The sequence below is a fragment of the Aeromicrobium fastidiosum genome (assembly GCF_017876595.1).
Taxonomy (GTDB): Bacteria; Actinomycetota; Actinomycetes; order Propionibacteriales; family Nocardioidaceae; genus Aeromicrobium; species Aeromicrobium fastidiosum.
On record NZ_JAGIOG010000001.1, the window covers coordinates 1,908,398 to 1,933,164 of the forward strand.

23 protein-coding genes are annotated in these 24,767 nt (G+C 71.1%); 22 read left to right on the plus strand and 1 reads right to left on the minus strand.

Features of this window, described 5'->3' with window-relative positions; all coding sequences use genetic code 11:
* The first annotated feature begins 12 nt into the window (after positions 1 to 12).
* The 21 genes from JOF40_RS09500 (at position 13) to JOF40_RS09600 (ending at position 23,113) form a co-directional block, all read left to right on the plus strand.
* Entirely contained in the window at positions 13 to 984 is a 972-nt protein-coding gene (locus JOF40_RS09500) for an AAA family ATPase (RefSeq protein WP_129185678.1), read from the plus strand.
* Positions 981 to 2,270: a DUF58 domain-containing protein gene (locus JOF40_RS09505; protein ID WP_129185680.1), complete on the plus strand. Its 1,290-nt coding sequence runs from the start codon at positions 981 to 983 to the stop codon at positions 2,268 to 2,270. Before JOF40_RS09500 ends, JOF40_RS09505 begins: the two co-directional genes overlap by 4 nt.
* Positions 2,267 to 4,603: a transglutaminase TgpA family protein gene (locus JOF40_RS09510; protein ID WP_129185682.1), complete on the plus strand. Its 2,337-nt coding sequence runs from the start codon at positions 2,267 to 2,269 to the stop codon at positions 4,601 to 4,603. The genes JOF40_RS09505 and JOF40_RS09510 overlap by 4 nt, the downstream gene beginning before the upstream one ends.
* Positions 4,600 to 5,715: an RDD family protein gene (locus tag JOF40_RS19995; protein WP_129185684.1), complete on the plus strand. Its 1,116-nt coding sequence runs from the start codon at positions 4,600 to 4,602 to the stop codon at positions 5,713 to 5,715. Before JOF40_RS09510 ends, JOF40_RS19995 begins: the two co-directional genes overlap by 4 nt.
* Entirely contained in the window at positions 5,712 to 10,127 is a 4,416-nt protein-coding gene (locus JOF40_RS09520; RefSeq protein ID WP_129185685.1) for a type VII secretion EssC family protein, read from the plus strand. The genes JOF40_RS19995 and JOF40_RS09520 overlap by 4 nt, the downstream gene beginning before the upstream one ends.
* Before the next feature lie 125 nt (positions 10,128 to 10,252).
* Entirely contained in the window at positions 10,253 to 10,522 is a 270-nt protein-coding gene (locus tag JOF40_RS09525) for a hypothetical protein (protein WP_129185686.1), read from the plus strand.
* Positions 10,523 to 10,595: 73 nt separating this feature from the next.
* Complete coding sequence (locus JOF40_RS09530; RefSeq protein WP_129185687.1) at positions 10,596 to 10,865, plus strand: hypothetical protein; 270 nt, start codon at positions 10,596 to 10,598, stop codon at positions 10,863 to 10,865.
* Position 10,866: 1 nt separating this feature from the next.
* Positions 10,867 to 11,934 carry a WXG100 family type VII secretion target gene (locus JOF40_RS09535; RefSeq protein WP_129185688.1) on the plus strand — a complete coding sequence of 356 codons (1,068 nt, stop codon included), beginning with the start codon at positions 10,867 to 10,869 and terminating at the stop codon, positions 11,932 to 11,934.
* Positions 11,925 to 12,491, plus strand: a complete 567-nt coding sequence (locus tag JOF40_RS09540; RefSeq protein WP_129185689.1) for a hypothetical protein — start codon at positions 11,925 to 11,927, stop codon at positions 12,489 to 12,491. Before JOF40_RS09535 ends, JOF40_RS09540 begins: the two co-directional genes overlap by 10 nt.
* A complete protein-coding gene (locus tag JOF40_RS09545) occupies positions 12,491 to 13,507 on the plus strand; it encodes a WXG100 family type VII secretion target (protein ID WP_149712872.1) in 1,017 nt (338 codons plus the stop codon). Before JOF40_RS09540 ends, JOF40_RS09545 begins: the two co-directional genes overlap by 1 nt.
* A 113-nt stretch (positions 13,508 to 13,620) precedes the next feature.
* A complete protein-coding gene (gene glmS, locus JOF40_RS09550) occupies positions 13,621 to 15,465 on the plus strand; it encodes a glutamine--fructose-6-phosphate transaminase (isomerizing) (RefSeq protein WP_129185691.1) in 1,845 nt (614 codons plus the stop codon).
* A 127-nt stretch (positions 15,466 to 15,592) separates the two neighbouring features.
* Positions 15,593 to 15,946 carry a holo-ACP synthase gene (locus JOF40_RS09555; RefSeq protein ID WP_129185692.1) on the plus strand — a complete coding sequence of 118 codons (354 nt, stop codon included), beginning with the start codon at positions 15,593 to 15,595 and terminating at the stop codon, positions 15,944 to 15,946.
* Positions 15,940 to 17,385, plus strand: coding sequence for a bifunctional ADP-dependent NAD(P)H-hydrate dehydratase/NAD(P)H-hydrate epimerase (locus JOF40_RS09560; RefSeq protein WP_129185693.1), 1,446 nt, complete (start codon positions 15,940 to 15,942; stop codon positions 17,383 to 17,385). Before JOF40_RS09555 ends, JOF40_RS09560 begins: the two co-directional genes overlap by 7 nt.
* 1 nt (position 17,386) lies before the next feature.
* A complete protein-coding gene (gene alr, locus JOF40_RS09565; RefSeq protein WP_129185694.1) occupies positions 17,387 to 18,517 on the plus strand; it encodes an alanine racemase in 1,131 nt (376 codons plus the stop codon).
* Between the two features lies 1 nt (position 18,518).
* Positions 18,519 to 19,508 (plus strand): alpha/beta fold hydrolase, encoded by a 990-nt coding sequence (locus JOF40_RS09570; RefSeq protein WP_129185695.1) that lies wholly within the window; start codon positions 18,519 to 18,521, stop codon positions 19,506 to 19,508.
* Positions 19,505 to 20,506, plus strand: coding sequence for a tRNA (adenosine(37)-N6)-threonylcarbamoyltransferase complex ATPase subunit type 1 TsaE (gene tsaE, locus JOF40_RS09575; RefSeq protein ID WP_129185696.1), 1,002 nt, complete (start codon positions 19,505 to 19,507; stop codon positions 20,504 to 20,506). The genes JOF40_RS09570 and tsaE overlap by 4 nt, the downstream gene beginning before the upstream one ends.
* A 9-nt stretch (positions 20,507 to 20,515) precedes the next feature.
* The gene (tsaB, locus tag JOF40_RS09580) at positions 20,516 to 21,151 is read left to right on the plus strand and encodes a tRNA (adenosine(37)-N6)-threonylcarbamoyltransferase complex dimerization subunit type 1 TsaB (RefSeq protein WP_129185697.1); all 636 of its coding nucleotides are present in this window, start codon (positions 20,516 to 20,518) and stop codon (positions 21,149 to 21,151) included.
* Positions 21,148 to 21,582 (plus strand): GNAT family N-acetyltransferase, encoded by a 435-nt coding sequence (locus JOF40_RS09585; RefSeq protein WP_129185698.1) that lies wholly within the window; start codon positions 21,148 to 21,150, stop codon positions 21,580 to 21,582. Before tsaB ends, JOF40_RS09585 begins: the two co-directional genes overlap by 4 nt.
* A 45-nt stretch (positions 21,583 to 21,627) precedes the next feature.
* The gene (locus JOF40_RS09590; RefSeq protein ID WP_129185699.1) at positions 21,628 to 22,020 is read left to right on the plus strand and encodes a DUF5709 domain-containing protein; all 393 of its coding nucleotides are present in this window, start codon (positions 21,628 to 21,630) and stop codon (positions 22,018 to 22,020) included.
* A gap of 26 nt (positions 22,021 to 22,046) precedes the next feature.
* Positions 22,047 to 22,811 (plus strand): lysophospholipid acyltransferase family protein, encoded by a 765-nt coding sequence (locus JOF40_RS09595; protein WP_129185700.1) that lies wholly within the window; start codon positions 22,047 to 22,049, stop codon positions 22,809 to 22,811.
* A complete protein-coding gene (locus JOF40_RS09600) occupies positions 22,808 to 23,113 on the plus strand; it encodes a DUF427 domain-containing protein (RefSeq protein ID WP_129185701.1) in 306 nt (101 codons plus the stop codon). The genes JOF40_RS09595 and JOF40_RS09600 overlap by 4 nt, the downstream gene beginning before the upstream one ends.
* Before the next feature lie 76 nt (positions 23,114 to 23,189).
* Here JOF40_RS09600 and JOF40_RS09605 read toward each other — a convergent pair whose 3' ends face one another.
* Positions 23,190 to 23,693: a DinB family protein gene (locus JOF40_RS09605; protein WP_129185702.1), complete on the minus strand. Its 504-nt coding sequence runs from the start codon at positions 23,691 to 23,693 to the stop codon at positions 23,190 to 23,192.
* 26 nt (positions 23,694 to 23,719) lie between these two features.
* Here JOF40_RS09605 and tsaD point away from each other — a divergent pair, with 26 nt between their 5' ends.
* The gene (gene tsaD, locus JOF40_RS09610) at positions 23,720 to 24,766 is read left to right on the plus strand and encodes a tRNA (adenosine(37)-N6)-threonylcarbamoyltransferase complex transferase subunit TsaD (RefSeq protein WP_246152888.1); all 1,047 of its coding nucleotides are present in this window, start codon (positions 23,720 to 23,722) and stop codon (positions 24,764 to 24,766) included.
* Position 24,767 lies beyond the last annotated feature (1 nt).

A 24,767-nucleotide genomic window follows, 5' to 3' on the forward strand; every position in this document is an offset into this window, starting at 1 on the left:
TCAAGGACGCTCATGACACTCACACCCGACCAGACCGCGTGGTTCTCCACGACCTTCGGCCAGCTCGTCGCCAACGTCGAGCGGGCCGTCGTGGGCAAGACCCACGTCATCCAGCTCGCGATGACGTGCCTGATCGCCGAGGGCCACATGCTGCTCGAGGACTACCCGGGCACGGGCAAGACGTCTCTCGCCCGGGCCATGGCGCAGACGCTGCACGGCAAGCAGAACCGCATCCAGTTCACGCCGGACCTGCTGCCGTCCGACGTCACCGGCGTCACGATCTTCGACCAGGCCTCGCAGAAGTTCGAGTTCCACCAGGGACCCATCTTCGCCAACATCGTCCTGGCTGACGAGATCAACCGCGCCTCTCCCAAGACACAGTCGGCGCTGCTGGAGGTCATGGAGGAGTCGCAGGTCACCGTCGACGGCGTGACCCACCTCGTCGGACGGCCGTTCATGGTCATCGCGACCCAGAACCCCATCGAGCAGGCCGGCACCTACCGCCTGCCCGAGGCGCAGCTCGACCGGTTCTTGATGAAGTCGTCGATCGGCTACCCCGACCACGCGAGCACCGTGCAGATCCTGGCGCAGGCACCCCAGGGGCGGGGCGGGCTGGTGCTCGATCCGATCATCAGCACCGAGCACGTCGCCACGATGATCGACCTCGCGGCCCAGGTGCACGTCGAGCCGGCCCTGCTGGAGTACATCTCGACGCTCGGCGAGGAGACCCGCAACGCGCACGACGTCCTGCTGGGCTGCAGCGTGCGGGCGGGGCTCGCGCTCGTGCGGGCGTCCAAGGTGTGGGCCGCCGCGTCTGGGCGCAACTACGTCCTCCCAGACGACGTCAAGTCGCTGGCCCAGCCGGTCATGGCGCACCGCATGGTGCTCGACCCGGAGGAGGAGTTCCGGGGCAACACGGCCGAGAAGGTCCTCGACCGGATCCTGGGCCAGGTCTCGACGCCGCAGGAGCGAGCGACGGCATGACGACGACAGCTGGGGTGGACCACCGCCCGGTGACCCTGCGCGTCACTGCGGCGCGTCGACGACTCGTGGGCCTGGTGCTCGACGGCGCGGCATGGGTCGAGAGCCGCACGGAGCGACCGCGCGCTGCGGTGCGTCCCGTGACCTCGGTGGTGACCACCACAGCCTGGACCGTCGGGGCGCTGGCCGTGACGGCGGCGATCTCCGCGACGCGCCTGGACTGGGTCGAGCTGCGCGTGGCGGCACTGTTCGTCCTCGCGCTGCTGGCCGTGTGTGCCGTGTTCGTCCTCGGGAGCCACCAGCTCGTCGCCCGGCTCGACCTGACCCGTGACCGCGTCGTGGTGGGGGAGCGGGCCAACGGCCGCCTGGTGCTGACGAACGAGTCGGCGCGACGGAGCCTGCCGATGACGATCGAGCTGCCGGTCGGCCCGGCCAAGGCGGCATTCGACCTGCCGTCACTGGGCAGCAAGGTCGAGCACGAGGACCTGTTCGCCATCCCGACGTCCCGGCGAGCCGTGCTGACGGTCGGACCGGTGCGCACCGTGCGGGCCGACCCGTTGGCGCTGCTGCGCCGCGAGCAGGACCTGACCGATCAGCAGCTGCTCTACGTGCACCCTCGCACCGTCCGTATCCAGGGGTCCGCGGCCGGCTTCATCCGCGACCTCGAGGGCCAGACGATCCGCAAGCTGACCGACAGCGACGTCGCGTTCCACGCGCTGCGTGCCTACGTGCCCGGCGACGACCGTCGCTACATCCACTGGAAGACGACTGCGCGCACGGGCACCATGATGGTCCGCCAGTTCGAGGAGACCCGCCGGTCCCACCTGCTGGTCGCGTTGAGCACCCGGCTCGACGACTACGCCTCCGACGAGGAGTTCGAGCTCGCGGTGTCAGCGGCCGGCTCGCTCGGCGTCCAGGCGTTCGCCGATGACCAGCAGATCTCGGCAGCGACGTCGGGCCGCCACCTGCGAGCACCTCACGCGAAGGCGTTGCTGGACGAGCTGTCAGGCGTCGACTACGAGCGCAACGCCGCGCGGCTGTCCGACGTCGCACGCCGCCTCGGGCGCGAGGTGCAGGGTGCCAGCGTGGCCGTGGTGCTGTGCGGATCGGTCGTCGATCCCGCCGAGCTGCGTCGCGTGCGGCGGTTCCTGCCGTTGGACGTCCGCACCATCGTGGTGCGTGCCGACGTCGGCGGCGAGCCCAGCATCCGGTCGATCGGCGATGTCGACATCAGCACCATCGCCGACCTCGACGATCTCGGGACGGCCATGCGAAGGCTTGCGGCATGACCGAGAAGGAGCCCCTCGGCCCCCGCCTGGTCCTGACCGACGCGGCGTTGCTCGCGGCGCTGTCGCTGGCAGCGATGTCCCCGCTCGCGGACGCCTTCGACGGCCTCCGTTGGGTCGTGGCGGCGTTCGGGGGCATCGTGATCGGCCTGGCGGGGACGCTGCTGGCACGCCGTCTGCGATGGGGCGCGGTACTCACGGCGCTCCTGCTCGCGGTCGCCTACTGCCTCGTCGGACCGGCGCTCGCTGCACCTGACCGGGCACTCGGCGGGATCATCCCGACGGCACGTGCCGAACGGGACCTGCTGACGGGGACGGTCGACGGCTGGCGCAATGCGTTGACCCTGCCCGTCCCGTTGACGGACAGCTTCCAGGTGCTCGTCGTGCCACTGGTCGTCGGTCTCCTGGGCGCGACCCTGGCAGCGACGTTCCTCTGGCGGAGCAGATGGCCGTCGGTGGCCGGGCTCGGCGTCGTCGCGATGTTCGCGGTCGCGGCGACGTTCGGCACGCGTGGTACCGAGCTGCCGGTCGTGCGCGGACTCGCACTGACGATCGTGCTGCTGGTGTGGATCCGCTGGCGTGCCCTCCGATCGGTCCGCACCTCCTGGCCGCGGCGGATCCTGCTGACCACGTCGGTCGTGGCCGTCGCCGCGATTGCCGGGTGGGGCGTCAACGCCGCCACCGCCGGCGATGCGACCCGGGAGGTGCTGCGCGACCACGTCGATCCGCCCCTGGAGCAGCTCGACTTCAAGAGCCCTTTGTCGAAGTACCGCAGCTACTACCTGACCCAGGACGACAAGGACCTGTTCCGCATCGACGGACTGCCGGACGGAGCGCGGGTCCGCCTCGCCACGATGGACGAGTTCGACGGCATCGTCTGGAACGTCTCGACGCTCGACCGATCGAGCGGCTCGAGCGCCTTCGACCGGGCCGCTCCCGCGCAGTCGTCCACCACGGTCACGATCACGATCGACGACTACGCCGGCCCGTGGGTCCCGACGATCGGTGGGGCGTCCGGGGTCTCGCTCACCAGCAACGGCGACCCGGATGCCGCCAGACAGCTCCTGCGCAACGACAGCACGGGGGCGATCGCGCAGATCGGCGGCGTCGCGGCGGGCGACGTCTACACCGTCGACTGGTCGCCGACCCCGGCTGCCGGGTCAGCACCGTCGGATGCGGCCGCCGACCGCTCCGTGGCGTTCGATCGTCCGGCACGTCAGCTGCCGCAGCTCGACAAGCTCGCCCAGACCTGGATCGCGCAGGCAGGTGCCTCGAGTGACGCGGAGATCGCGGCGGCCGTGGCACAGGGCTTCAGCACGAAAGGCTTCTACAGCGACGGAAGGCGCGACGAGGCGTTCGCGACCGCCTCCGGGCACGGTGCCAAGCGGCTTGCCGATCTGGTCGCCGACCCGTCCCGCATGATCGGCAATGACGAGCAGTACGCCTCTGCCATGGCGTTCGAGCTGCAGTCGCTCGGCATGCCGGCGCGCGTCGTCCTCGGACTCGAGGCAGACAAGGGACCCGACTTCGTGGGAGGCGACATCGCTGCGTGGGTCGAGGTCAGGTTCGTCGGCACCGGATGGGTCGCCTTCGACCCGACGCCACCTGAGGACCAGCAGCCCGCAGTCCTCCAGGAGGACCCGAACCCTGTGCCGCAGCCCAACGTCGTGCAACCCCCGATCCTGCCGAAGGAACCGGCCACGGCGGAGGGCGCTGCCCCCGAGGGAGCGGGCAAGAGCCTCTCGGGCCAGGCGTGGGAGCTGTTGCTGAAGATCCTCGGGTACGTGATCGTCGCCGGCAAGATCCTCCTGCTGCTGTCGCCGTTGTGGGCCCTCGCCCTGATCAAGCGCATCCGGCGGCTGCGTCGCCGCCGCGATCCCGACCTGCTCGTCCGGATGTCCGGAGGGTGGCGCGAGGTCGCCGACCGCGCTCGCGACCTCGGCACGACACTGCCGCGGAGCCAGACCCGCGTCGAGAGCAGCATGGTGCTGGCGGGACGGTATCCGCGAGCCGACCTGCCGCCTCTCGCGACGGTGGCGGACCGGCACGTGTTCGGCCCCGTCGATCCGAGCGCGGACGAGGTCGACGCGTACTGGGCCGACGTCCGGACGGCTCTCAAGCGCATGCGCAAGGACGCGCCGTGGTGGCGCCGGCCACTGGCCTGGCTCTCCCCGGCCTCGATCCCGTGGAGGTCGGTGGGCCGGTCCAGCGTCGCGAGAGCCCGCACGGCCGGCATCCGGGTCGCGTCGTCGCGCCTCGGCCGCCGGGTGGCGGGCGCCGGCGCGACCGCGCGCAGTGCAGTGACCTCAGCAGCTCGACGAAAGGGACGACGATGAGCACGACCCAGACGACGGTGGGCCCCACCGACTACGCGACCATCGGCCAGCGAGTCGGTGCCTACCTGCTGGACGGGGCCATCGTCGCGGTGCTCCTCGTGGTCACCGGCCTGCTGGCCGGCGGCGTGTCCCTGGGAGCCGGCCTCGTGGGCTATCTCGGCATCTTCGTCTACGGGATCGTGGTGCTCTCGTCGACTGCGACGAAGGGATACTCGCCCGGCAAGAAGATCGTCGGTCTGCGACTCGTCGACGCGGACACCCTCCGGCCGATCGGGTGGGGACGCGCGATCGCCCGCGGACTGGTGCTCAGCGCGATCAGTGGCTTCACGTGCGGGATCGGGCTCTTGGTGGACGCACTGGTGGCGAACGGGCACCCGCGCCGCCAGGGCTGGCACGACCTCGCCGTGAGGTCGGTCGTGGTCCTCGCCGAGGCAGTCGACCGCCCCGCCCCGGCGGCACCCGTCGCAGCAGCCGAGGGCGTCCTCCCGGTCACGCTCCCTCCCGTCGCCACGGCGACCCCTCCAGCAGTCGCGGCACCGCATCGCCCGAGCGTCCCGCCGGTCGCGAAGGTCCCGCCGGTGCACGTCGGCCCCCCGGTGCCCCCGGTGCTACCCGCGTCTGTCCCGGGCGTCGTCTCGGCCCCGCCGGTCATGGTGTCGCCCCCACCCGGCGTCGCGCCGCCCCCGGTCGTCGCTCCGGCTCCTGCGGCCGTGCCGACACCGGCCCTCTCGCCTGCCCCCGTCGACGAGTCGACACGGCTCGCGACCCGGCACTCCCCGGCGACCGTCACGTGGTCGTTGGCACCGTCGATCGGCAGCCCGCTGGTCCTGGCTGGCGCGACGGTCGTCGGGCGTGATCCCGAGTCCGCGCTGGTGCCCGGCTCGTCGGCTTGGTCGGTCGACGATCCCGAGCGCACCGTCTCCAAGACGCACGCGGTCGTCGGCGTCGAGGCGGGCCACCCGTGGATCGAGGACTGGAACTCCACCAACGGCGTCCTGGTCCGGCGAGGCGCGGAGGCCATCGACGTCAAGACGGGCGAGCGGACGACGCTCGAAGCCGACGACGTCGTGCTGCTGGGCGACTTCGAGCTGACCGTCCGGACCAGCTCGTGAAGCTCAAGCTCTCGATCGGAGGACTCGGCGCCGACGAGGACGTCATGATCACGGCCGACGCGGCGGCGACCGTCGGCGACCTGGCCGCCGAGATCGCCGCCCGGGTGGAGGTGGCGTCGGCGCTCGACGGCGACGTGACGATTCGCGTCCACGGTCTGCCGACCGAGTCGGCATCGTCCTCGCCCGTCCTGCTCGATCCCCACGCGCCGATCGGCGAGTCCGCCCTGCCCTCGGGCACACGGGTCACTCTCGCCTCGGCGGCCGAGCTCTTCGACGCAGCGGGTCACCGGCGCGGCGATGCCAAGGCGCTCCTGAGGATCCACAGCGGTCCGGACGCCGGCCGGGAGTTCAACCTTCCCTCCGGGAGCACCCAGGTGGGCAGGGACGTGTCGTCGGACGTGCAGCTGAGCGACTCCTTCGTCTCCAAGCGTCACATCCGCATCAGCGTGACCGACATGATCGAGGTCATCGATCTCGGATCGGCCAATGGGACGACGATCGCGGGCGAGCAGGTCCAGCGCGCGGAGGTCCGGCCGGACGAGCTGGTCGAGATCGGCGACACGGTCCTCACGATCGCCCCGCTCAGCCGGCTCAAGGGCGGCGGCCACGCGACGGTCGGCTTCAACCGGTCGCCCGTCGTCCAACGCATCTTCGGTGCCCGGGAGATCGACGCGCCTGAACCACCCGGACCCGTCCGGCCGTCACGGTTCCCGATCATCGCCATGGCCGGCCCGCTGCTCGTCGCCGGGGCGATGTTCTTCGTGACCAAGCTGGCCAAGCAGAACGTCTCGCCCGTCATGTTCGTGATGCTGGCGCTCAGCCCACTGCTCATGGTGGGCGCCTTCGTGGATCAAAGACGCCAGGCGCGGTCCGAGGCCAAGGAGGCCGATGCTCAGTTCGCCGACTCGGTCGCCGGAATGCGGGCCGAGCTCGAGCGGCTCGGCGAGGAGGAACGGCTGTCGCGGTACGCCGAGGCACCCTCGGCTGTCGACAGCCTCACGGCAACCGAGGAGCTGGGCCGCCTGCTGTGGTCGCGACGGGTCGATCGTCCCGGCTTCCTCGACGTCCGCCTCGGGATCGGCCGGGTCACGTCCCGCACCACGATCAAGCTGCCGCACAGCCGGCGGTCCAAGGCCGCCGACTGGGAGCGGCTGGTCGAGCTGCAGCGGGACTTCTCCACGATCGACGCGGTCCCGGTCGTGGCCTCCTTGACCGATGCCGGTGGCCTGGGCATCGCCGGACCGGTCGACGTCATGTCGGACGTCGCCCGCGGCCTGGTCGCGCAGATCGCGTGCCTGCACTCGCCGTCCGAGGTCGCGATCGCGGCGGTCGGCAGCACCCTGACCGTCAGCGGATGGGACTGGCTCAAGTGGCTCCCGCACGTGGGGTCGCCGCACTCGCCGTTGAAGGACCTGTCGCTGGCCGACAGCGCGACGACCGCCGCGAAGCTCGTCGCACAGCTCGAGGAGCTGTGCGCCGAGCGGGCCGAAGGACTCTCGGCCGGCGGCGCGGCACCGGCCCCCCTTCCCCGGATCGTCCTGATCGTCATGGACGACGCCCCGATCGACCGTTCACGGCTCGTCAGCCTCGCCGAGACGGGCCCGCAGGTCGGCGTCCACGTCCTCTGGTGTGCCGGGTCGGTCTCACAGGTCCCTGCGGCATGTCGGTCCTTCGTCGAGCTCGACGAGGCGGGCCGTGCCGAGTCCGGCCAGGTGCACCTCTCCGAGATCGTCGACCCGATCCGTTGCGAGTCGCTCGCACTGGACGTGGCCGGGCACCTGGCTCGCCGACTGGCCCCCGTCGTGGACGCCGGGGCCCGGGTCGAGGACGACAGCGACCTGCCGCGCACGGTGTCTTTCCTGGCGTCGATGGGAACCGACCTGGGGAGGAGTCCGCAGTCCGTCACGGAGCGGTGGACCGCCAACGACCCGACCCTGGTGGGCGGGGCGGTGCCCAAGGGCGGCTACTCGCTGCGCGCCGTCGTGGGGCAGTCCGCCGGTGACGCCTTCGCTCTCGACCTCCGCACGCACGGGCCGCACGCCCTCGTCGGCGGGACCACAGGCTCGGGCAAGAGCGAGTTCCTCCAGTCGTGGGTCCTCGCTCTCGCTGCATCGCAGAGTCCGCAACGCGTCACGTTCCTGTTCGTCGACTACAAGGGCGGATCCGCGTTCGCGCGGTGCACCGAGCTGCCCCACTGCGTCGGACTGGTCACCGACCTCGACCAGCACCTGGTGCGGCGTGCGCTCACGTCCCTGCGCGCCGAGCTCACGTACCGCGAAGAGGTGCTGGCCACCCACCGGGCCAAGGACATCATCGATCTGGAGAAGAAGCCGGACGCTCCACAGCTGCCCAGCCTGCTGATCGTGGTCGATGAGTTCGCGGCCCTCGCGCAGGAGATCCCGGAGTTCGTCGACGGTGTCATCGATGTCGCCCAGCGCGGTCGTTCGCTGGGTTTGCACCTGATCCTCGCGACCCAGCGGCCGTCGGGAGTCATCAAGGGCAACCTCCGGGCGAACACCAACCTGCGCGTCGCCCTGCGCATGGCCGACTCCGACGACTCCGTCGACGTCCTGGGCGATGCCATGTCGGCGGGGTTCGACCCGGCGATCCCGGGCCGGGCCGCGGCGAAGACGGGCCCGGGCCGCATCACGGTCTTCCAGTCGCTGTACGTCGGTGGGAGCACGCCGGACGTGGCACCGCGTCCGGCACTCGACGTGGAGACGCTGTCATTCGGTGTGCCGCGCCTGCTCGCCGCGGCGGCTGACGAATCCCCCGAGGCCGCCGGTCCTGAGCCCGAGACCGATCTCAACCGGACCGTCGACCAGATCATCTCGGCCGCGCGGGTGCTGGAGCTGGCGTCCCCGCGCAAGCCGTGGCTCCCGGTGCTGGCACCGGTCTACGACCTGACGCAGATCCCGCAGCGGACCGACACCGAGCTGGTCCTGGGCATGCAGGACGTCCCGCACGAGCAGAGCAACCGGCTCGTGCACTTCCGCCCCGACACCGACGGCAACATGGCCGTGATCGGCACCGGCGGCTCCGGCAAGAGCACGGTGCTCCGCACGCTGGGCGTCGCGGCAGCGGGCACCATGCGGGGTGGACCGTGCGACGTGTACGCCCTCGATTTCGGCTCGCGGGGGCTCAGCATGCTGGCGGACCTTCCTCACGTGGGTGCTGTCATCAGCGGCAGCGACCACGAACGTGTCGGACGGCTGCTGCGGTGGTTGAGGGACGAGGTCGACGGGCGTGCCCGGCGCTACGCCGCGGCCAGTGCGTCCACCGTGACCGAGTTCCGCGAGCGCACCGGCGAGCACGACGAGCGACGCATCCTGGTGCTGCTCGACGGCCTTCCCGCGTTCCGTCAGGAGTACGAGCTCGGCCCGCGCAGCGCCTACTACACGCTGTTCGGACAGCTCGCCGCTGACGGGCGCGCGGTCGGCATCCACTTCATCGTCACCGCCGACCGTCCGGGAGCGATCCCCGCCTCGCTCGCGGCAACGATCCAGCGCCGCCTGATCCTGCGCCTGTCCGACCAGAACGACTACGCGTTGGCGGGTGTCCCGTCGGACGTCCTGTCGGCCGAGTCGCCTCCAGGTCGCGGGATCATCGACGGTCTCGAGACCCAGATCGCGGTCCTCGGGGCGTCTGCCAGCCTGCCACGGCAGGCCGAGGAGACGGCGCAGCTCGCGCAGGCGTTGACCGCTCGGGGGCGGGTCCGCGCACGGCCCATCGAGCGGCTCGCCGAGCGGATCACGCTGTCCGAGCTGCCGGCGCAGCGTGGGGGACGGGTCGTCGTCGGCATCAGCGACGAGGACCTCGAGCCGTTCGCCGTGGCACCACACGGCTCGTTCCTCGTGGTCGGACCCCCCGGCAGCGGCAGGACGACCGCGCTGGCGACGCTCGTGCGCGCCTGCCGGCGCAGCTCGCCGCAGGCCCAGACGTTCTTGTTCGGCACCCGTCGGACGGTCCTGCGCAACGTCGACGCCTGGGGCGATGTGGCCCTCGGTGACGACGAGATCGGCGTTCTCGCCATGGATCTTGGCGGGAGGCTGCAGTCCGGAGCTCTTGCCGCGTCCGACGCGCGGCCGGTCGTGATCGTGATCGAGGGGATCGACGCGTTGGCGAGCACCCCGTCGGAGGCGTCGCTCGAGGGCTTGGTCAAGACGGCACTCGACCACGGTGCCTTCGTGGTGGGGGAGTCGGAGGTCTCGGCGCTCGGCAACGCCTACATGCTCGGCAACGCCTTCAAGGCCGGTCGGCGCGGCATGGCACTGCAGCCCGACGACATGGACGGGCAGACGGCGTTCAAGCAGCAGTTCCCGCGGACCAACCGCTCGGAGTTCCCGCCCGGACGCGGCATGGTCGTCGACGCCGGACGGGCGGAGCGGGTGCAGCTGTGCCTGCCCGAGTGAGGGGACTGATCCCCATCGACCAGGTGCCGGGACGCCCATAGATTTCTGGTGATCGCAGCAGCGATCACCAGAACAGCACAGCATCGCGGTCACGGTGGCCTCGGTGGGAACGAAAGGAGATCAACATGGCCGGCATGGTCGGAATGAACGTCGAAGAGGTGCGCAACCTCTCTCGCCACATGGACAGCGTCGCCACGCAGATCGAGCAGGCTGCTCGCCAGATCACGTCACTGATGAGCTCGACGACATGGGTCGGCAACGACCGCACCGCGTTCGAGGGTGACTGGACGGGGCAGCACATGACCGCCATCAGCCACGTCGTGACCGCGGTCCGCCAGGCCGGTCAAGTCGCGGGTCGCAACGCGGACGACCAGGAGCAAGTCGCGAACGGTTGACCCCGTCTGGGGCGCGGCATGGACGGGGCCGGCCGCGCCCCCAGCGACACCGACTACGTCAAGGAGCACCGCCATGAACCAGATGTTCGGCATGAACATCGAGCAGATCCGCGCACTCTCAGGACAGCTGGACGCCGCGGGTCACGAGGTCGAGCAGATCCTGGCATCGCTGACCAAGGGCCTGAGTGTCACCCCGTGGAAGGGCAACGACCGCACCCGCTTCGAGCACGAGTGGCAGACCGCGCACACGGCCGGCCTGCGCAACGCCGCTGCAGCACTCCACCAGGCCGCCCGCGGAGCCAAGCAGAGCGCCGACGAGCAGCACCGAGCGTCGGAGCACTGACATGGCGGACATGATCGGCGCGGACGTCGAGGCGCTGCGACGTCTGGCGCTGCAGTTCGAGCAGTCGGCGCAGCGCCTGCGGGCCGTCTCCGGGAGCGTGTCGAACAGCGTCCGCGCCTCCGCATGGGTCGGCCCGGTCTCGGTCCGCTTTCGCACCTCGTGGGACTCCGACCACAGCGTCCGCCTGAAGACTGTCGCGACGACGCTGGAGGGCAACGCCCGCATCCTTCGGCAGAACGCTGCCGCGCAGGAGGCCGCGAGCGCGAGCCTCGCGGGGGTCGGCTCACGACCTGCCACCGGTACTGGTGTCGACTCTTTGGACCCCGAGCAGGTCCGCGCGATCGAGAAGTTGATGCGGACCTGGGCGCTCGAGAACCCGGGTCTCGCACTGGAGGTCACGAAGGTCCTGAAGGAGGGCGGCTACCCGAATGCCGACCGTCTGCTCCCCAGGCTCAGGGACGTCAAGGGCATGCTCAACGGACTTGAGCTCGCCGGCCCGATCAGCGGTCTCGCGAAGTCGTTGAAGACGCCGGGCGGCGTGCTCGGCTTCCTCTCCGCGGGGTTCTCGGCCAAGGATCTGGGTGAGGCGCTGGGCGTCGGCGATGAGCCCGCCGCGTGGCGTGCCGGGACGGACATGGCGGCGTACGTCCTGACGGCCGGAGTGCCAGGTGGAGGGGTTGCCTGGTGGTTCGGGACCAAGGTCGGCGAGGCCGGCTACGCCGCCGCAGACCAGGCATTCAACGTCACTGACGCGAATTTCGCGAGCGGTGTGCGCACTGTCTTCGGTTCTGGAGTCGATCCGAACAACCTGACGGTGGAGCAGGCCGATGCGATGGTGCGTCGGTACGACGGCCCCATGGGCATCGTCAACTCGATCGGCGACGCGGGCATGGCCCCGATCTACGGAGCAGGGGACGCGGTCGGCAATGCCGTCTACGACGCGAGCGAGGCCGCGGGTCGAGTGGCTCACGACACCGGCGAGGCAGTCGGCCGGGCGGTGGACGACACGGGCAAGAAGATCGGCGGAGTGATCGACTCGGTCAAGAAGGTGAAGTGGCCATGGCAATGATGCTGATGACGATTCCTGAACTGGCCGCCGTGATCGATTCTGTCGATCAATTGACGGCGTGCGTCAGTGAGTGCCTCGGAGGCGCGGTGATCACGTCGGAAGGCCTTCGGGAGACGGGGCATGCCGCGCTGGGGGTCAGGTTCCTCGCGCTGAGCGAGGCCGACCAGGTCGAGTTCCTCGCGACCGTGGCGGAGCTGCGTGCCGCGGCTGCTCGTCACTTGGTGGATGGGTGCGACATCATCAGGCTCGCGGCAGTGGACGCAGCCGGTCGGATGCACGTGGCATTGGTGTTCGACCAATTCTTCGTCGTCACGATCAGCGGCGGTTGGTGCGGTGTGATGAACGTCGAGGCACCCTTGACGCGAGAGGACCTTGTCGAGCTCCTCCCAGTCGTCGTCGAGGACTCGAGAGTCCTGACGGTCCAGCGGTACGAGAGCTCAGGATGGGCGGCCGTGAGGTTGCTGCCTGCCACGGAATCGAGCGGAGCCGTCGAGGGGGCGATCGCCGACGAGTGGTCGAGGATGGTCTGCGAGATGGCCGGTCTGGGTTCTCGATGATGATCGGCGCAGATGTCGAGGCGCTCGAGCGCCTGGCCGGGCAGTTCGAGCAGGCCGCCAGCCGGCTGCGGCACCAGGCGGAATCGGTGTCGTCCGGGGTCAAGCTCTCGGCGTGGGTGGGTCCGGTCGCGATCCGCTTCCGGCACGACTGGGACTCGACCCACAGTGCACGCCTGCGGCAGACCGCGGCAACCCTCGACGACAGTGCACGCATCCTGCGGCAGAACGCAGCGGAGCAGCGTCGCGCGAGCGGAGCCTCGACAGGATCCGCGCAGTCGCCGAAGGGTGCAGGTTCGTCAGATTCTCGGCTCGGGCCGTCGTCCGGACTGGGGGACGACTTCGAGACGTACTCCGACATGAAGCCGGACGAGCACGGCGTCCGCCTCGTGAAGGTCACGGGAGACGACGGGGTCGAGCGGTACGTCGTCTACGTGGGCGGGACCGGCTCGGACGGCGATGCGCTGAATCCGGGGCGCGCGCACTCGGCCTACGACGCCATCAGCGCGACCGGCGGGATCGACACGGTCACCGCCGAGTACGTCCGACGGCGGATGGCGTCGATCCCCGAAGGTGCTGAGGTGATGATGGTGGGCTACAGCCAGGGCGGGGTCCATGCGATGGACTTCGCCGGGACCGGCAAGTACAACATCACGGATGTCGTGACCTTCGGGGCACCGATCAACGCCAGTCCCAACGCGCGCCTTCACGGCGTGAACGTGCTGAGCGTGGAGCAGGCGGGGGACCGTGTCCCGAACCTTGGTGCTGCGAGGACCTTGGACGTGTTCAACCCCGTCATGGCCTACGACAACGTTCGGCTCCTGTTCAGCAGTGACACGGCGGGCCAGTCGGCCACCTATCGCGGCGACGCAGGCGTGGGGGGACTCTCGGGCGGGCACGGGAACCCGGACACCTATCGAATACTTGGCGAGCGCTTCGACCAGTCGTCGGAGGGCCAGGTCTTCAAGGAGAGCCAGGAGCGCTACCGGCAGGGCAAGGCCAGCGTCGTGGCACCCTGAGGCGGGGAAAGAGCAGTGGGTGCCCAAGCCCGGAGCGTCGATCCGGTCAGGCAACTCCCCGAGACGCGATCGGCGCTGCCGGCCCCGTACCTGACGCCGGTAGGCTGGGCCCCATGTGCGGAATTGTCGGATATGTCGGTCAGCGCTCCGCCCTCGACGTCGTCATGGGCGGTCTGAGGCGCCTGGAGTACCGCGGCTACGACTCCGGCGGCGTCGCCCTCGTCGCCGACGGCGTGATCCACTCGTCCAAGAAGGCCGGCAAGCTGCTCAACCTCGACGCCGAGCTGGCCGCCCACCCGCTGCCCACGGCGCACACCGGCATCGGCCACACCCGCTGGGCGACGCACGGCGCTCCCAACGACGTCAACGCGCACCCGCACCTCGACGAGACGGGGCGCGTCGCCGTCGTGCACAACGGCATCATCGAGAACTTCGCGGTGCTCCGCACCGAGCTCGAGGCAGCCGGCCACGAGCTGCTGTCCGAGACCGACACCGAGGTCGTCGCCCACCTCCTGCACGACGAGCTGGCCCGCACCCCCGACCTGTCCGACGCGGTGCGCGCGGTCTGCCAGCGGCTCGAGGGTGCCTTCACCCTGGTCATCTGCGACGCCGACCAGCCCGATGTCGTCGTCGGTGCGCGGCGCAACTCCCCGCTCGTGGTCGGGCGCGGCGACGGTGAGAACTTCCTCGGGTCCGACGTCGCGGCGTTCATCGAGTTCACCCGCGACGCCGTCGAGCTCGGCCAGGACCAGGTCGTCACGATCACGCCCGACGCGATCGTGGTGACCGACTTCTTCGGGGCCCCCGCCGAGACCACCGAGTACCACGTCGACTGGGACGTGTCCGCCGCCGAGAAGGGCGGCTACGACTGGTTCATGCTGAAAGAGATGGACGAGCAGCCGCAGGCCGTCGCCGACACCCTGCTGGGCCGTCACTCGACCGCCGGGCAGCTGCAGCTCGACGAGATGCGCCTCAGCGACGACGAGCTGCGCGAGGTCGACCGCATCGTCATCATCGCCTGCGGGACGGCCTCGTACGCGGGCCTCGTCGCCAAGTACGCGATCGAGCACTGGACCCGCATCCCGTGCGAGGTCGAGCTCGCGTCGGAGTTCCGCTACCGCGACCCCATCCTCGACAAGAGCACGCTGGTTGTGGCGATCAGCCAGTCGGGCGAGACGATGGACACCCTGATGGCCATCCGCTACGCCCGCCAGCAGAAGGCGCGGGTGCTGTCGATCTGCAACACCAACGGCTCGACGATCCCGCGCGAGTCCGATGCGGTGATCTACACGCACGCGGGCCCCGAGGTCGCGGTCGCGTCGACCAAGGGCTTCTTGTCGCAGGTCGTCGCGTGCTACCTGCTGGCGCTGTACCTCGCCCAGGTCAAGGGCACCAAGTACGGCGACGAGATCGCCAGCATCCTGGCCGAGATCGACAAGGTTCCGGCAGGCATCCAGCGCCTGCTCGACGAGGGCGACCAGGTGCGCAAGCTCGCCGCCGAGCTGTCGGGGTCGCGGTCGATCCTGTTCCTCGGCCGCCACGTCGGCTACCCCGTGGCCCTCGAGGGTGCCCTCAAGCTCAAGGAGCTCGCCTACATCCACGCCGAGGGCTTCGCAGCCGGCGAGCTCAAGCACGGCCCCATCGCGCTGGTCGAGGAGGGCCTGCCGGTGTTCGTGGTCGTGCCGCCCAAGGGCCGCGACCAGCTGCAGGAGAAGACCGTCAGCAGCATCCAGGAGATCCGGGCCCGCGGTGCGCTCACGATCGTGCTGGCCGAGGACGGCGACGACGACGTCATCCCGTACGCCGATCACCTGATCCGCCTGCCGAAGGTGCCGACGCTCCTGCAGCCGCTGGTCGCGACGGTGCCGCTGCAGATCTTCGCCACCGAGTTCGCGAGCCTGCTCGGCCACGACGTCGACCAGCCCCGCAACCTGGCCAAGTCGGTCACGGTCGAATAGGCCGTACGGCTCCTGCGTCGCCGCTCCAGCGCTTCGTACCTCAGCGCTGCCGTGCTTCGCACGGACGGCTGCCTTCGCTCGCTGCGCTCGCTCGGCCAGTGGTCGGGGCGACGATAGGCTGAGCGGCATGGCAATCGTCGGGATCGGGGTGGATGTGGTGGACCTCTCGCGGTTTGCGGCGTCGCTCGAGCGCACCCCTACGCTGCGGCAACGGCTGTTCACGCCCGCCGAGGCCGAGCTGCCGCTGGAGTCGCTGGCGGGACGCTTCGCGGCCAAGGAGGCGCTCGCCAAGGCGATGGGCGCGCCGTCCGGCCTCTCGTGGCAGGACTTCGAGGTCGTCCACGACGGGCAGGGGGCCCCGCGCTTCGAGCTGCACGGTGCCGCGCCCGAACGGGTCGCGGCGCTCGGCATCGAGACGATCCACCTGTCGATCTCGCACGACACGATAGTGGCGACCGCATTCGTGGTGGCCGAGTGCTGACCGCCCACACGGTCGCCGATGTCCGGGCGGCCGAGGAGTCGCTCGCGGCGGGCCTTCCGGCCGGCGAGCTCATGCGCCGCGCCGCACGCGGCCTGGCCGACGCACTCGACCACGTCCCGGCAGGCGAGGTCCTGCTCGTGCTGGTGGGCCCGGGCAACAACGGCGGCGACGCGCTGTTCGCGGCGGCCCACCTGCTCGACCGCGGGGTGCGCGTCGACCTGTGCTTGCTCGACCCGCACCGGGTGCACGGCGACGGGCTGGCGGCCGCGGTGCTCGCCGGGGCGCAGATCGTCGACGGGCCCTCGCAGCAGCGCCACTGCCTCGACGCGATGTTCGGCATCGGCGCGAGGTCGGGCCTCGTCGGTCGTGCGGCCGAGTGGTCGGAGTGGATCGCCGGCACCCGGCCCCGCACCGTGGCCGTCGACGTGCCGTCCGGCGTCGACGTCGACGGGGCGACGCTGCCCGCCACGGCGCACGTCATGGCCGATGCGACCGTCACGTTCGGCACCTACAAGAACTGCCTGCTGGTCAGCCCGGCCGCCGGCGCCGCCGGCTGGGCCGACACCGCGATCGCCCGGCTCGTCGACATCGGCCTGGCCCCGCACCTCCCCGCCCCGAGCATCGAGGCGATCGAGCCGTCCGACGGGCACCTGCTGGTCGAGACGTTCGACTGGCTGCGGGCCCCCACGAGTCACAAGTACTCCCGCGGCGTCGTCGGCATCGCGGCGGGATCGTCGCAGTACGCGGGCGCGGCCCACCTGTGCGTGTCGGGAGCGCTCACGGGGATGGCCGGCATGGTGCGCTTCGTCGGCGACCCCGAGCTCAGCCGCCGGGTCGTCGACCGGGCCCCCGAGGTCGTCGCCGGCACGGGACGTGTCCAGGCCTGGGTCGTCGGCCCCGGCAGCGGCGACGACGCCGGCGACCAGCTCGCCACCGCGCTCGACGACGGGGTCGCGCTGGTCGTCGACGCCAGTGCGCTGCAGCACCTGCCCGACTCGTTCGACGTCCCGGTGCTGCTGACGCCCCATGCCGGAGAGCTGGCCGAGATGCTCGACGTGCGCCGCGACGAGGTCGAGGCCGAGCCGCTCGTCCACGTCGCCGAGGCGGCGCGACGGTGGCGCTGCACGGTGCTGCTCAAGGGATCCCGCACGCTCGTCGCGACGCCCGGCCGCACCACCCGCGTCAACCTGACGGGGTCGCCGTGGCTTGGCACGGCCGGCTCCGGCGACGTCCTGGCCGGGCTCGCGGGGTCGCTGCTGGCCTCGGGTGCCGATCCGCACGACGCGGGATCGCTCGCGGCCTTCCTGCACGGTGCCGCCAGCGTGCGGGCCAACCGCGGGGGACCCGTGACGGCGTCCGCGGTCGCCGAGGCGCTGCCCGGCACGCTGGCGGCGTTCCACGACGGACAGCTCGGCGACGTCCGCGACTGGAGGGGCTGAGGTGACCTCACCCCCGCAGATCGAGGCCGTCATCGACCTCGAGGCCTTCGCCGCGAACATCGCCGCGCTGGCCGCGTGCGCGCCCACCTCGGCGCTCATGACGGTCCTCAAGGCCAATGCGTACGGGCACGGCATGATCCCGATGGCGCGGGCCGCGCGGGCAGCCGGGTCGCCGTGGCTGGGAGTCGCGACGGTCGACGAGGCGCTCGAGCTGCGGGCGGCCGGCGACACAGGCGCGCTGCTGTGCTGGCTCGCGAGCCCCGGCGCGTCGTTCGGCGCGGCGGTCGAGGCAGGGGTCGAGCTGACGGCGTCGTCGGCCGAGCAGCTGCGCGAGATCGCCGACGCCAGCCGCGGTGCCTCCGATCGCCCGCGGGTGCAGCTCAAGGTCGACACGGGGCTGTCGCGCAACGGTGCGCGCGGCCCCCAGTGGACCGAGCTGGTCGCCGCCGCCGCGGCGGAGCAGGCGGCCGGTCACGTCGAGATCACCGGCACCTGGTCGCACTTCGCATGCGCCGACGAGCCGAACCATCCGGCCAACGACGCCCAGCAGGACGTCTTCCGCGACGCCGTCGACGAGCTCTCGGCGGCAGGCGTGCACCCGGGGTTGCGGCACCTGGCCAACTCGGCCGCGACGCTCACGCGTCCGTCGTCACACCTCGACCTCGTGCGGGTCGGCATCGCGGCCTACGGCATCCGGCCCGATCCCACGCTGACGTACGAGACGGTCCTGACACCGGTCATGACGCTGCGGGCGCGGATCGCGCAGGTCAAGCGCGTCCCCGCCGGCGCAGGTGTCTCGTACGGCCACCAGTGGACCGCCGGTCGCGCGACGACCCTGGCCCTGGTGCCGACGGGCTACGGCGACGGCATCGCGATCGCGGCGTCCAACCGGGCCGAGCTGCAGGTGCGCGGTGAGCGGGTTCCGCTCGTCGGACGGGTGTGCATGGACCAGCTCGTCGTCGACCTCGGAGACGGCACCGCGACGCGGGGCGACGTAGCAACGCTGTTCGGCCCGGGTCACGACGGCGAGCCCACTGCGCAAGACTGGGCGACGGCATCGGGCACGATCGCCTACGAGGTGGTCACCCGGGTGGGTGGCCGCACCGTGCGGACGTACAAGGGATTGGCGTGACATGAGCAAGAGCGCGAGGATCGTGACGACCGCGGGGGCGTTCGTCGCCGCCGGCACCGTGGCGACGCTGCTCAACGGTCGTGTCCGCAGCGGTCGCAGGCGGCGGCGCGGCGAGGACGTCGAGTTCGGCTCGGTGCGCAGCGACGGCGTCACGGTCGTCGCCGGCGACGGGGTGCCGCTGCACGTCGAGGTCGACGAGGCCGACCGCAAGACCCCCACGATCGTGTTCCTGCACGGCTGGGTCGAGAACATCGACGTCTGGCACTACCAGCGGTTGGCCCTGCGGGGCACCGTGCGGATGGTGTTCGTCGACCTGCGCTCGCACGGGCGGTCTGGTCGGGCGTCGTCCAAGCGGTCGACCTTCGCCGATCTCGCCGACGACACCGTGTCGGTCACCGAGCAGCTGGTCCCACGCGGCCCGATCATCCTGGTCGGCCACTCGATGGGCGGCATGGCGATCATGCAGCTCGCCGGCACGCGGCCGGAGCTCTTCGGCGGACGCGTCAAGGGCGTCGTGCTGCTCGGCACCAGCTCGGGACGACTCATGCGGAGCAGCCCAGGCCTGCGCTACCTGATCCCGCTGCTGCGGGCGGGCACCCCGTTGCTCGACTGGGGACGCCGGTTCAACAGCTACTCGGTGATCCGGCGGTGGGGTCTCGGGCCGGGTGCCGCCGAGCGTCACGTCGACATGGCCAACGAGATGATCCTCGAGGCGCCCACGTACGTCCTGATGGACTTCTACCCCAACTTCGTCGGGCTCGACCTGGCGGCCGGGCTCGAGGCGATCGGGCGGGCCCGCACGACGGTCGTCGGCGGCACGGCCGACCTGCTGACACCCGTCAAGCACGCCCGTCGCCTGGCCACGGCGATCCCCGGTGCCGAGCTGGTCGTGCTCGACGACGTCGGGCACATGCTGATGTTCGAGGAGCACGAGGCCGTCACGAAGGTCATCGAGGACGTCGTCGACGGTGTGCGGGAGGAGATGGCATGACGTCCAACGCACTCAACGTCATCAACGCCGGACCGGAGCACGCGGCGGTCATCGTCGACATCATCCACCGCTCGTTCGGCGCGCGGCCCGTGCTCGACCCGCCGACCACGGCGCTCGACGAGACCGTCGAGTCGGTCGCCGAGACGCTCCGCACGGCCGGTGGGCTGCTGGTCGAGCGCCGCGGCCTTCCGATGGGGGCGATGCTGTTCGACGAGTCGCGCCCGGGCCAGCTGGGCCTGCGACGGGTGTGCGTCGACCCCGACATCCAGGCCCGTGGCGTCGCCTCGGCGATGGTCGGTGTCGCCGAGGACACCGCCGAGGAACGGGGCAAGGACGGCATCTGGCTCGACGTGCGCGAGGAGCTGCCCGACACCGTGCAGTTCTGGTCGCGCCGCCTGTACGAGCCAGTCGGGCGCGACGGGGCATTCATCGAGTTCGGCAAGACGCTGTGGCTGGCCCGCGAGGTGCCCACGCCCGAGGAGATGCAGGCCTTGGCAACGCGCCTGGCCCCGTTACTGCGCGCCGGAGACCTGCTGGTGCTGTCGGGCGACCTGGGCGCCGGCAAGACGACGTTCACGCAGGGGCTCGGCGAGGCGCTGGGCGTGCGGGGGCCGATCACGTCCCCGACGTTCGTGCTGGCCCGCACGCACCCCTCGCTGGTCGGCGGCACCCCGCTGGTGCACGTCGACGCCTACCGGCTCGGCCACCTCGGCGAGATCGACGACCTCGACCTCGACTCCACGACCGACTCCGCCGTGACGGTCGTGGAGTGGGGCGACGGCATGGCCGAGCAGCTCAGCGACAGCTGGCTGCACCTGCGCATCGAGGTGCGCGGGCCCCGGCCCGTCGACCCCCTGGGCACCCCCCACGACGGCGAGGTCGGCGACGTGCCCGACGAGGTCGATCCCCGCGTCGTGACGATCAAGCCGCACGGTCCCCGCTGGGTCGGCGTCCCTCTCCGGTCGACTCTCTTGGGGTCGTCGGGGCACGACTCGTAGGCTGCGTCCGTGCTCCTGCTCGCGTTCGACACCGCCACGCCCGTCATCACCGTCGCCGTCCACGACGGGGGGCGGGTCGTCGGCGAGGCGTCGGGCGAAGGCGCCATGGCCCACGGCGAGCTGCTGGCACCTGCGATCCGCGACGCCATGGCGCAGGCCGGGGCGGCCATGGCCGACCTCACCGACGTCGCGGTCGGCGTGGGCCCGGGACCCTTCACGGGGCTACGCGTCGGCGTCGTCACGGCCCTGACCCTGGGGTCGACGCTCGGGATCGCGACGCACGGCGTGTGCTCCCTCGACATCGTTGCCGCTGACGTGCAGGTCGAGGGCGAGTTCCTCGTCGCGACCGACGCGCGCCGCAAGGAGGTCTACTGGGCGCGCTACGGCGCCGACGGCGTCCGTCTCGACGGACCGCACGTGCTCAAGCCCGCCGATCTCGCGGCCCAGCATCCCGACCTGCCGGCCTTCGGCCAGGGCGCGCACCTCTACGACGGCGTGCTGCGCGCGGCGGGGGCCGTTGGCGCGCCGCGGGCGTCGTCGCTGGCCCGGCTCGTGGTCTCGGGCAGGGCCGCCGAGCTGCCGCTCGAGCCGCTCTACCTGCGCCGTCCCGACGCCGTCCCGCAGGTCTCGTCGAAGCGCGCATGAGCCGCCGCGCGACGCTCGACGACATCGATGCCATCGCGGCCATCGAGACGGCGTGCTTCGGTTCGTCGGCGTGGAGCGCGTCGCTCGTGGCCGACGAGGTACGGGGCGAGCGCCATGTCGTGCTCGTCGCCGACGACGTCGTGGCGTACGGCGCGATCTCGGTGGCCGGCGACGTGGCAGACCTCGACCGCATCGCGGTGCTGCCGGGCTCGCGCGGGCAGGGCCTCGCCGCGGGGCTGCTGGTCGACCTGGTCGACCTGGCACGCGATCTCGACGCCGAGCGGATGCTGCTCGAGGTGGCCGCCGACAACGTCCCCGCGATCGGCCTCTACGAGGCTCACGGCTTCGACACGATCGCGACCCGCCGCGGCTACTACGCCGGTGGCGTCGACGCGCTCGTCATGCAGCTCGACATCCAGGAGTGGCGGTGACGACGCCCGCCGTGCGTCTCGGTGACGGCGTGCGAGGCTGGAAGCATGACCGAGACACCTGACACCTTCCCCGAGGACGATCAAGGCCCCGACCAGGACGCGATCTTCGACGACCCCGACGCGACGCTCGACTCGGGCTACTCCCCGCCGGAGAGCTACCGCGGCGAGGGCTTCGGCACGACGGCCGAGGAGGCGCTCCAGGGCGAGTCGCTCGACGAGCGCCTGCGCCAGGAGGAGCCGGAGCCCGACCCGTACGCACCCGAGGACGAGGTGCTCGACGACGGCGAGGTCGGCGCGCAGCGGGCCGGCCGGCTGGTCGACCCCGACGGCGGCATCGGCGAGGACACCGAGAAGGACCTCGTCGGCGAGGACGTCGGCATCGACGGTGCCGCGGCCAGCGCCGAGGAGGCTGCGGTCCACATCGTCGAGGACGAGTAGACGTGCCCGTGCCCTAGTCTGGCCGGATGCGCGACTACACCTATCCGGCCACGATCGTCACCGCCAAGACCCTCTTCAAGGTCCTGGGGATGTCGTTCCAGACCTCGGGCACCGAGCACGTCCCGCGCGAGGGTGGGGCCATCCTGGCCGCCAACCACATCAGCTACGTCGACTTCATCTTCGACGGGCTCGCGGCCCAGCCGAGCGGCCGCCTGGTGCGGTTCATGGCCAAGAAGGACGCCTTCGACCACCGCATCTCCGGGCCCATCATGCGCTCGTTCCACCACATCTCCGTCGACCGCGACAACGGTCAGCAGTCGTACGACGACGCGGTGCGGTACGCCCGCGACGGCGAGATCGTCGGCATCTTCCCGGAGGCCACGATCAGCCGGTCGTTCGAGATCAAGGAGCTCAAGACGGGCGCGGTCCGGATGGCCGCCGAGGCCGGCGTGCCGCTCATCCCGATGGTCACGTGGGGCACGCAGCTGCTCAAGACCAAGGACCACGAGTCCGATCTGAAGGGCCGTGGCAAGACGATCGGCCTGCACGTCGGTGCGCCGATCGCGGTGACGGGTGACGACCCCGTCGCCGAGACGGTCGTGCTGCGCGATGCGATGTCGGCGCTGCTCGACCACGCGATCGCGGAGTACCCGATCCGTCCCGAGGGCCAGTGGTGGGCCCCGGCGCGGCACGGCGGCACCGCGCCGACATTGGCGGAGGCTGCCAGACTCGACGAAGAGGAATATGCGGCCCGCGCCGCCCGGCGCGCCGCGAAGAAGGAGAAGCCGTGAAGGCAGTCATCGGATCCACCGTCGTCGCCGAGGCGTCCACCGACGAGCTCGTCACGATCGAGGGCAACTACTACTTCCCGCCGTCGAGCCTGGTCGAGGGGGCCTTCGAGAAGAGCCCCACCGCGTACCACTGCCCCTGGAAGGGCGATGCGCAGTACTTCCACGTCGGCACCGGCGACGACGTCGCCAAGGACGGCGGCTGGTCGTACCCCGAGCCCATCCCGTCGTCATTCGACCGGGTCGGCCAGGACTACAGCGGCTACGTCGCGTTCGACAAGAGCCAGGTCACCCTCTCGGAGTAGCGGGCCCGCGATCTGTGACGCTCACGGCCTCGCGGCCGTCGGATGACGCCTTGGGCGTCACAGATCGCGCAGGGGTCTAGTCGCCCTTCGTGCCGTCGGCCAGCTCGCGCAGGATGTCGAGGTGGCCGTTGTGGCGTGCGGTCTCCTCGACGAGATGGACCAGGATCCACCGGGCCGTCACCGGCTGCGGACGCATCTCGTTGCGGCGCACCATGTCGAGGTCGACCTCGGCGAAGACCGCTCGTGTGCGGGCGGTCTGCTCCTCGTACAGCGCGACGACCTCGTCGAACGGCAGCGTCGAGCCCTCCTCCATCTCGCCGTCCGGGTGCTCCGCGGTCCATGGGGCCTCGTCCGGTCCGCCGAACAGATCGGTGTCGACCCACGATCGCTCGACCCAGCGCAGGTGGTTGAGGATGTTGGCCGGGCTCATCAGCGGTGAGGTCTCGAGGGGTGCCCTGCGGGCCAGCTCCTGGCTGAGCCCGCTGACCTTCATGACCGCGGTGTCCTGCGCGTAGTGCAGCATCTGCAGCAGCACGCTCCGCTCGTCGTAGGCCTCGGGGATGTCGTCCGTGCGTGCCATGCCGACCACGATGGCACAATGACGACGTGAGTGAACCGCTGGTGATGGGCATCGAGTCGTCCTGCGACGAGACCGGTGTCGGCATCGTCCGGGGCACCGAGCTGCTGGCGCACGCGCTCAGCTCGAGCATGGAGCAGCACGTCCGTTTCGGCGGCGTCGTGCCCGAGGTCGCCAGCCGCGCGCACCTCGAGGCGATGGTGCCGACGCTCGAGCAGGCGTACGCCGAGTCGGGCATCCGCGTGCAGGACGTCGACGCGATCGCCGTGACCAGCGGTCCCGGGCTCACCGGCGCGCTGCTGGTCGGCGTCGCCGCCGCCAAGGCCCTCGCGCTGGCCCACGACAAGCCGCTCTACGGCGTCAACCACCTCGCGGCGCACGTCGCGGTCGACCAGCTCGAGCACGGACGCTTCGGCGAGCGCGTCGCCGCGCTGCTGGTCAGCGGAGGCCACACCGAGCTGCTGCTGGTCGACGACATCGTCACCGACATCACGCTGCTCGGCCAGACGATCGACGACGCCGCGGGCGAGGCCTTCGACAAGGTCGCCCGCCTGCTCGACCTGCCCTACCCGGGCGGTCCCCACATCGACCGGGTGGCCCGCGACGGCGACCCGTCGGCGATCGCGTTCCCGCGCGGACTCACGACAGGGCGCGACGTCGAGAAGCACCGCTACGACTTCTCCTTCTCGGGGCTCAAGAGCGCCGTGGCGCGTCACGTGCAGCACGAGCAGCGCATGGGGCGCACGTTCGACGTCGCCGACGTGGCCGCGTCGTTCCAGGACGCCGTGTGCGACGTGCTGACCAAGAAGGCCATCGCCGCGTGCCGCGACCACGACGTCGACACCCTGATCATCGGGGGAGGGGTGGCCGCCAACGCGCGACTGCGCCACTTCGCCATGGAGCGGGCGGCCAAGGCCGGCATCGAGGTGCGCATCCCCCGACTCGGGCTGTGCACCGACAACGGGGCGATGGTCGCCGCGCTGGGGGCCGAGGTCGTCCGCCGCGGCGTCGCGCCGTCGTCGCTCGACCTGCCCGCCGACTCCGGCATGCCCGTGACGCAGGTCGTGGCCGCGTAGT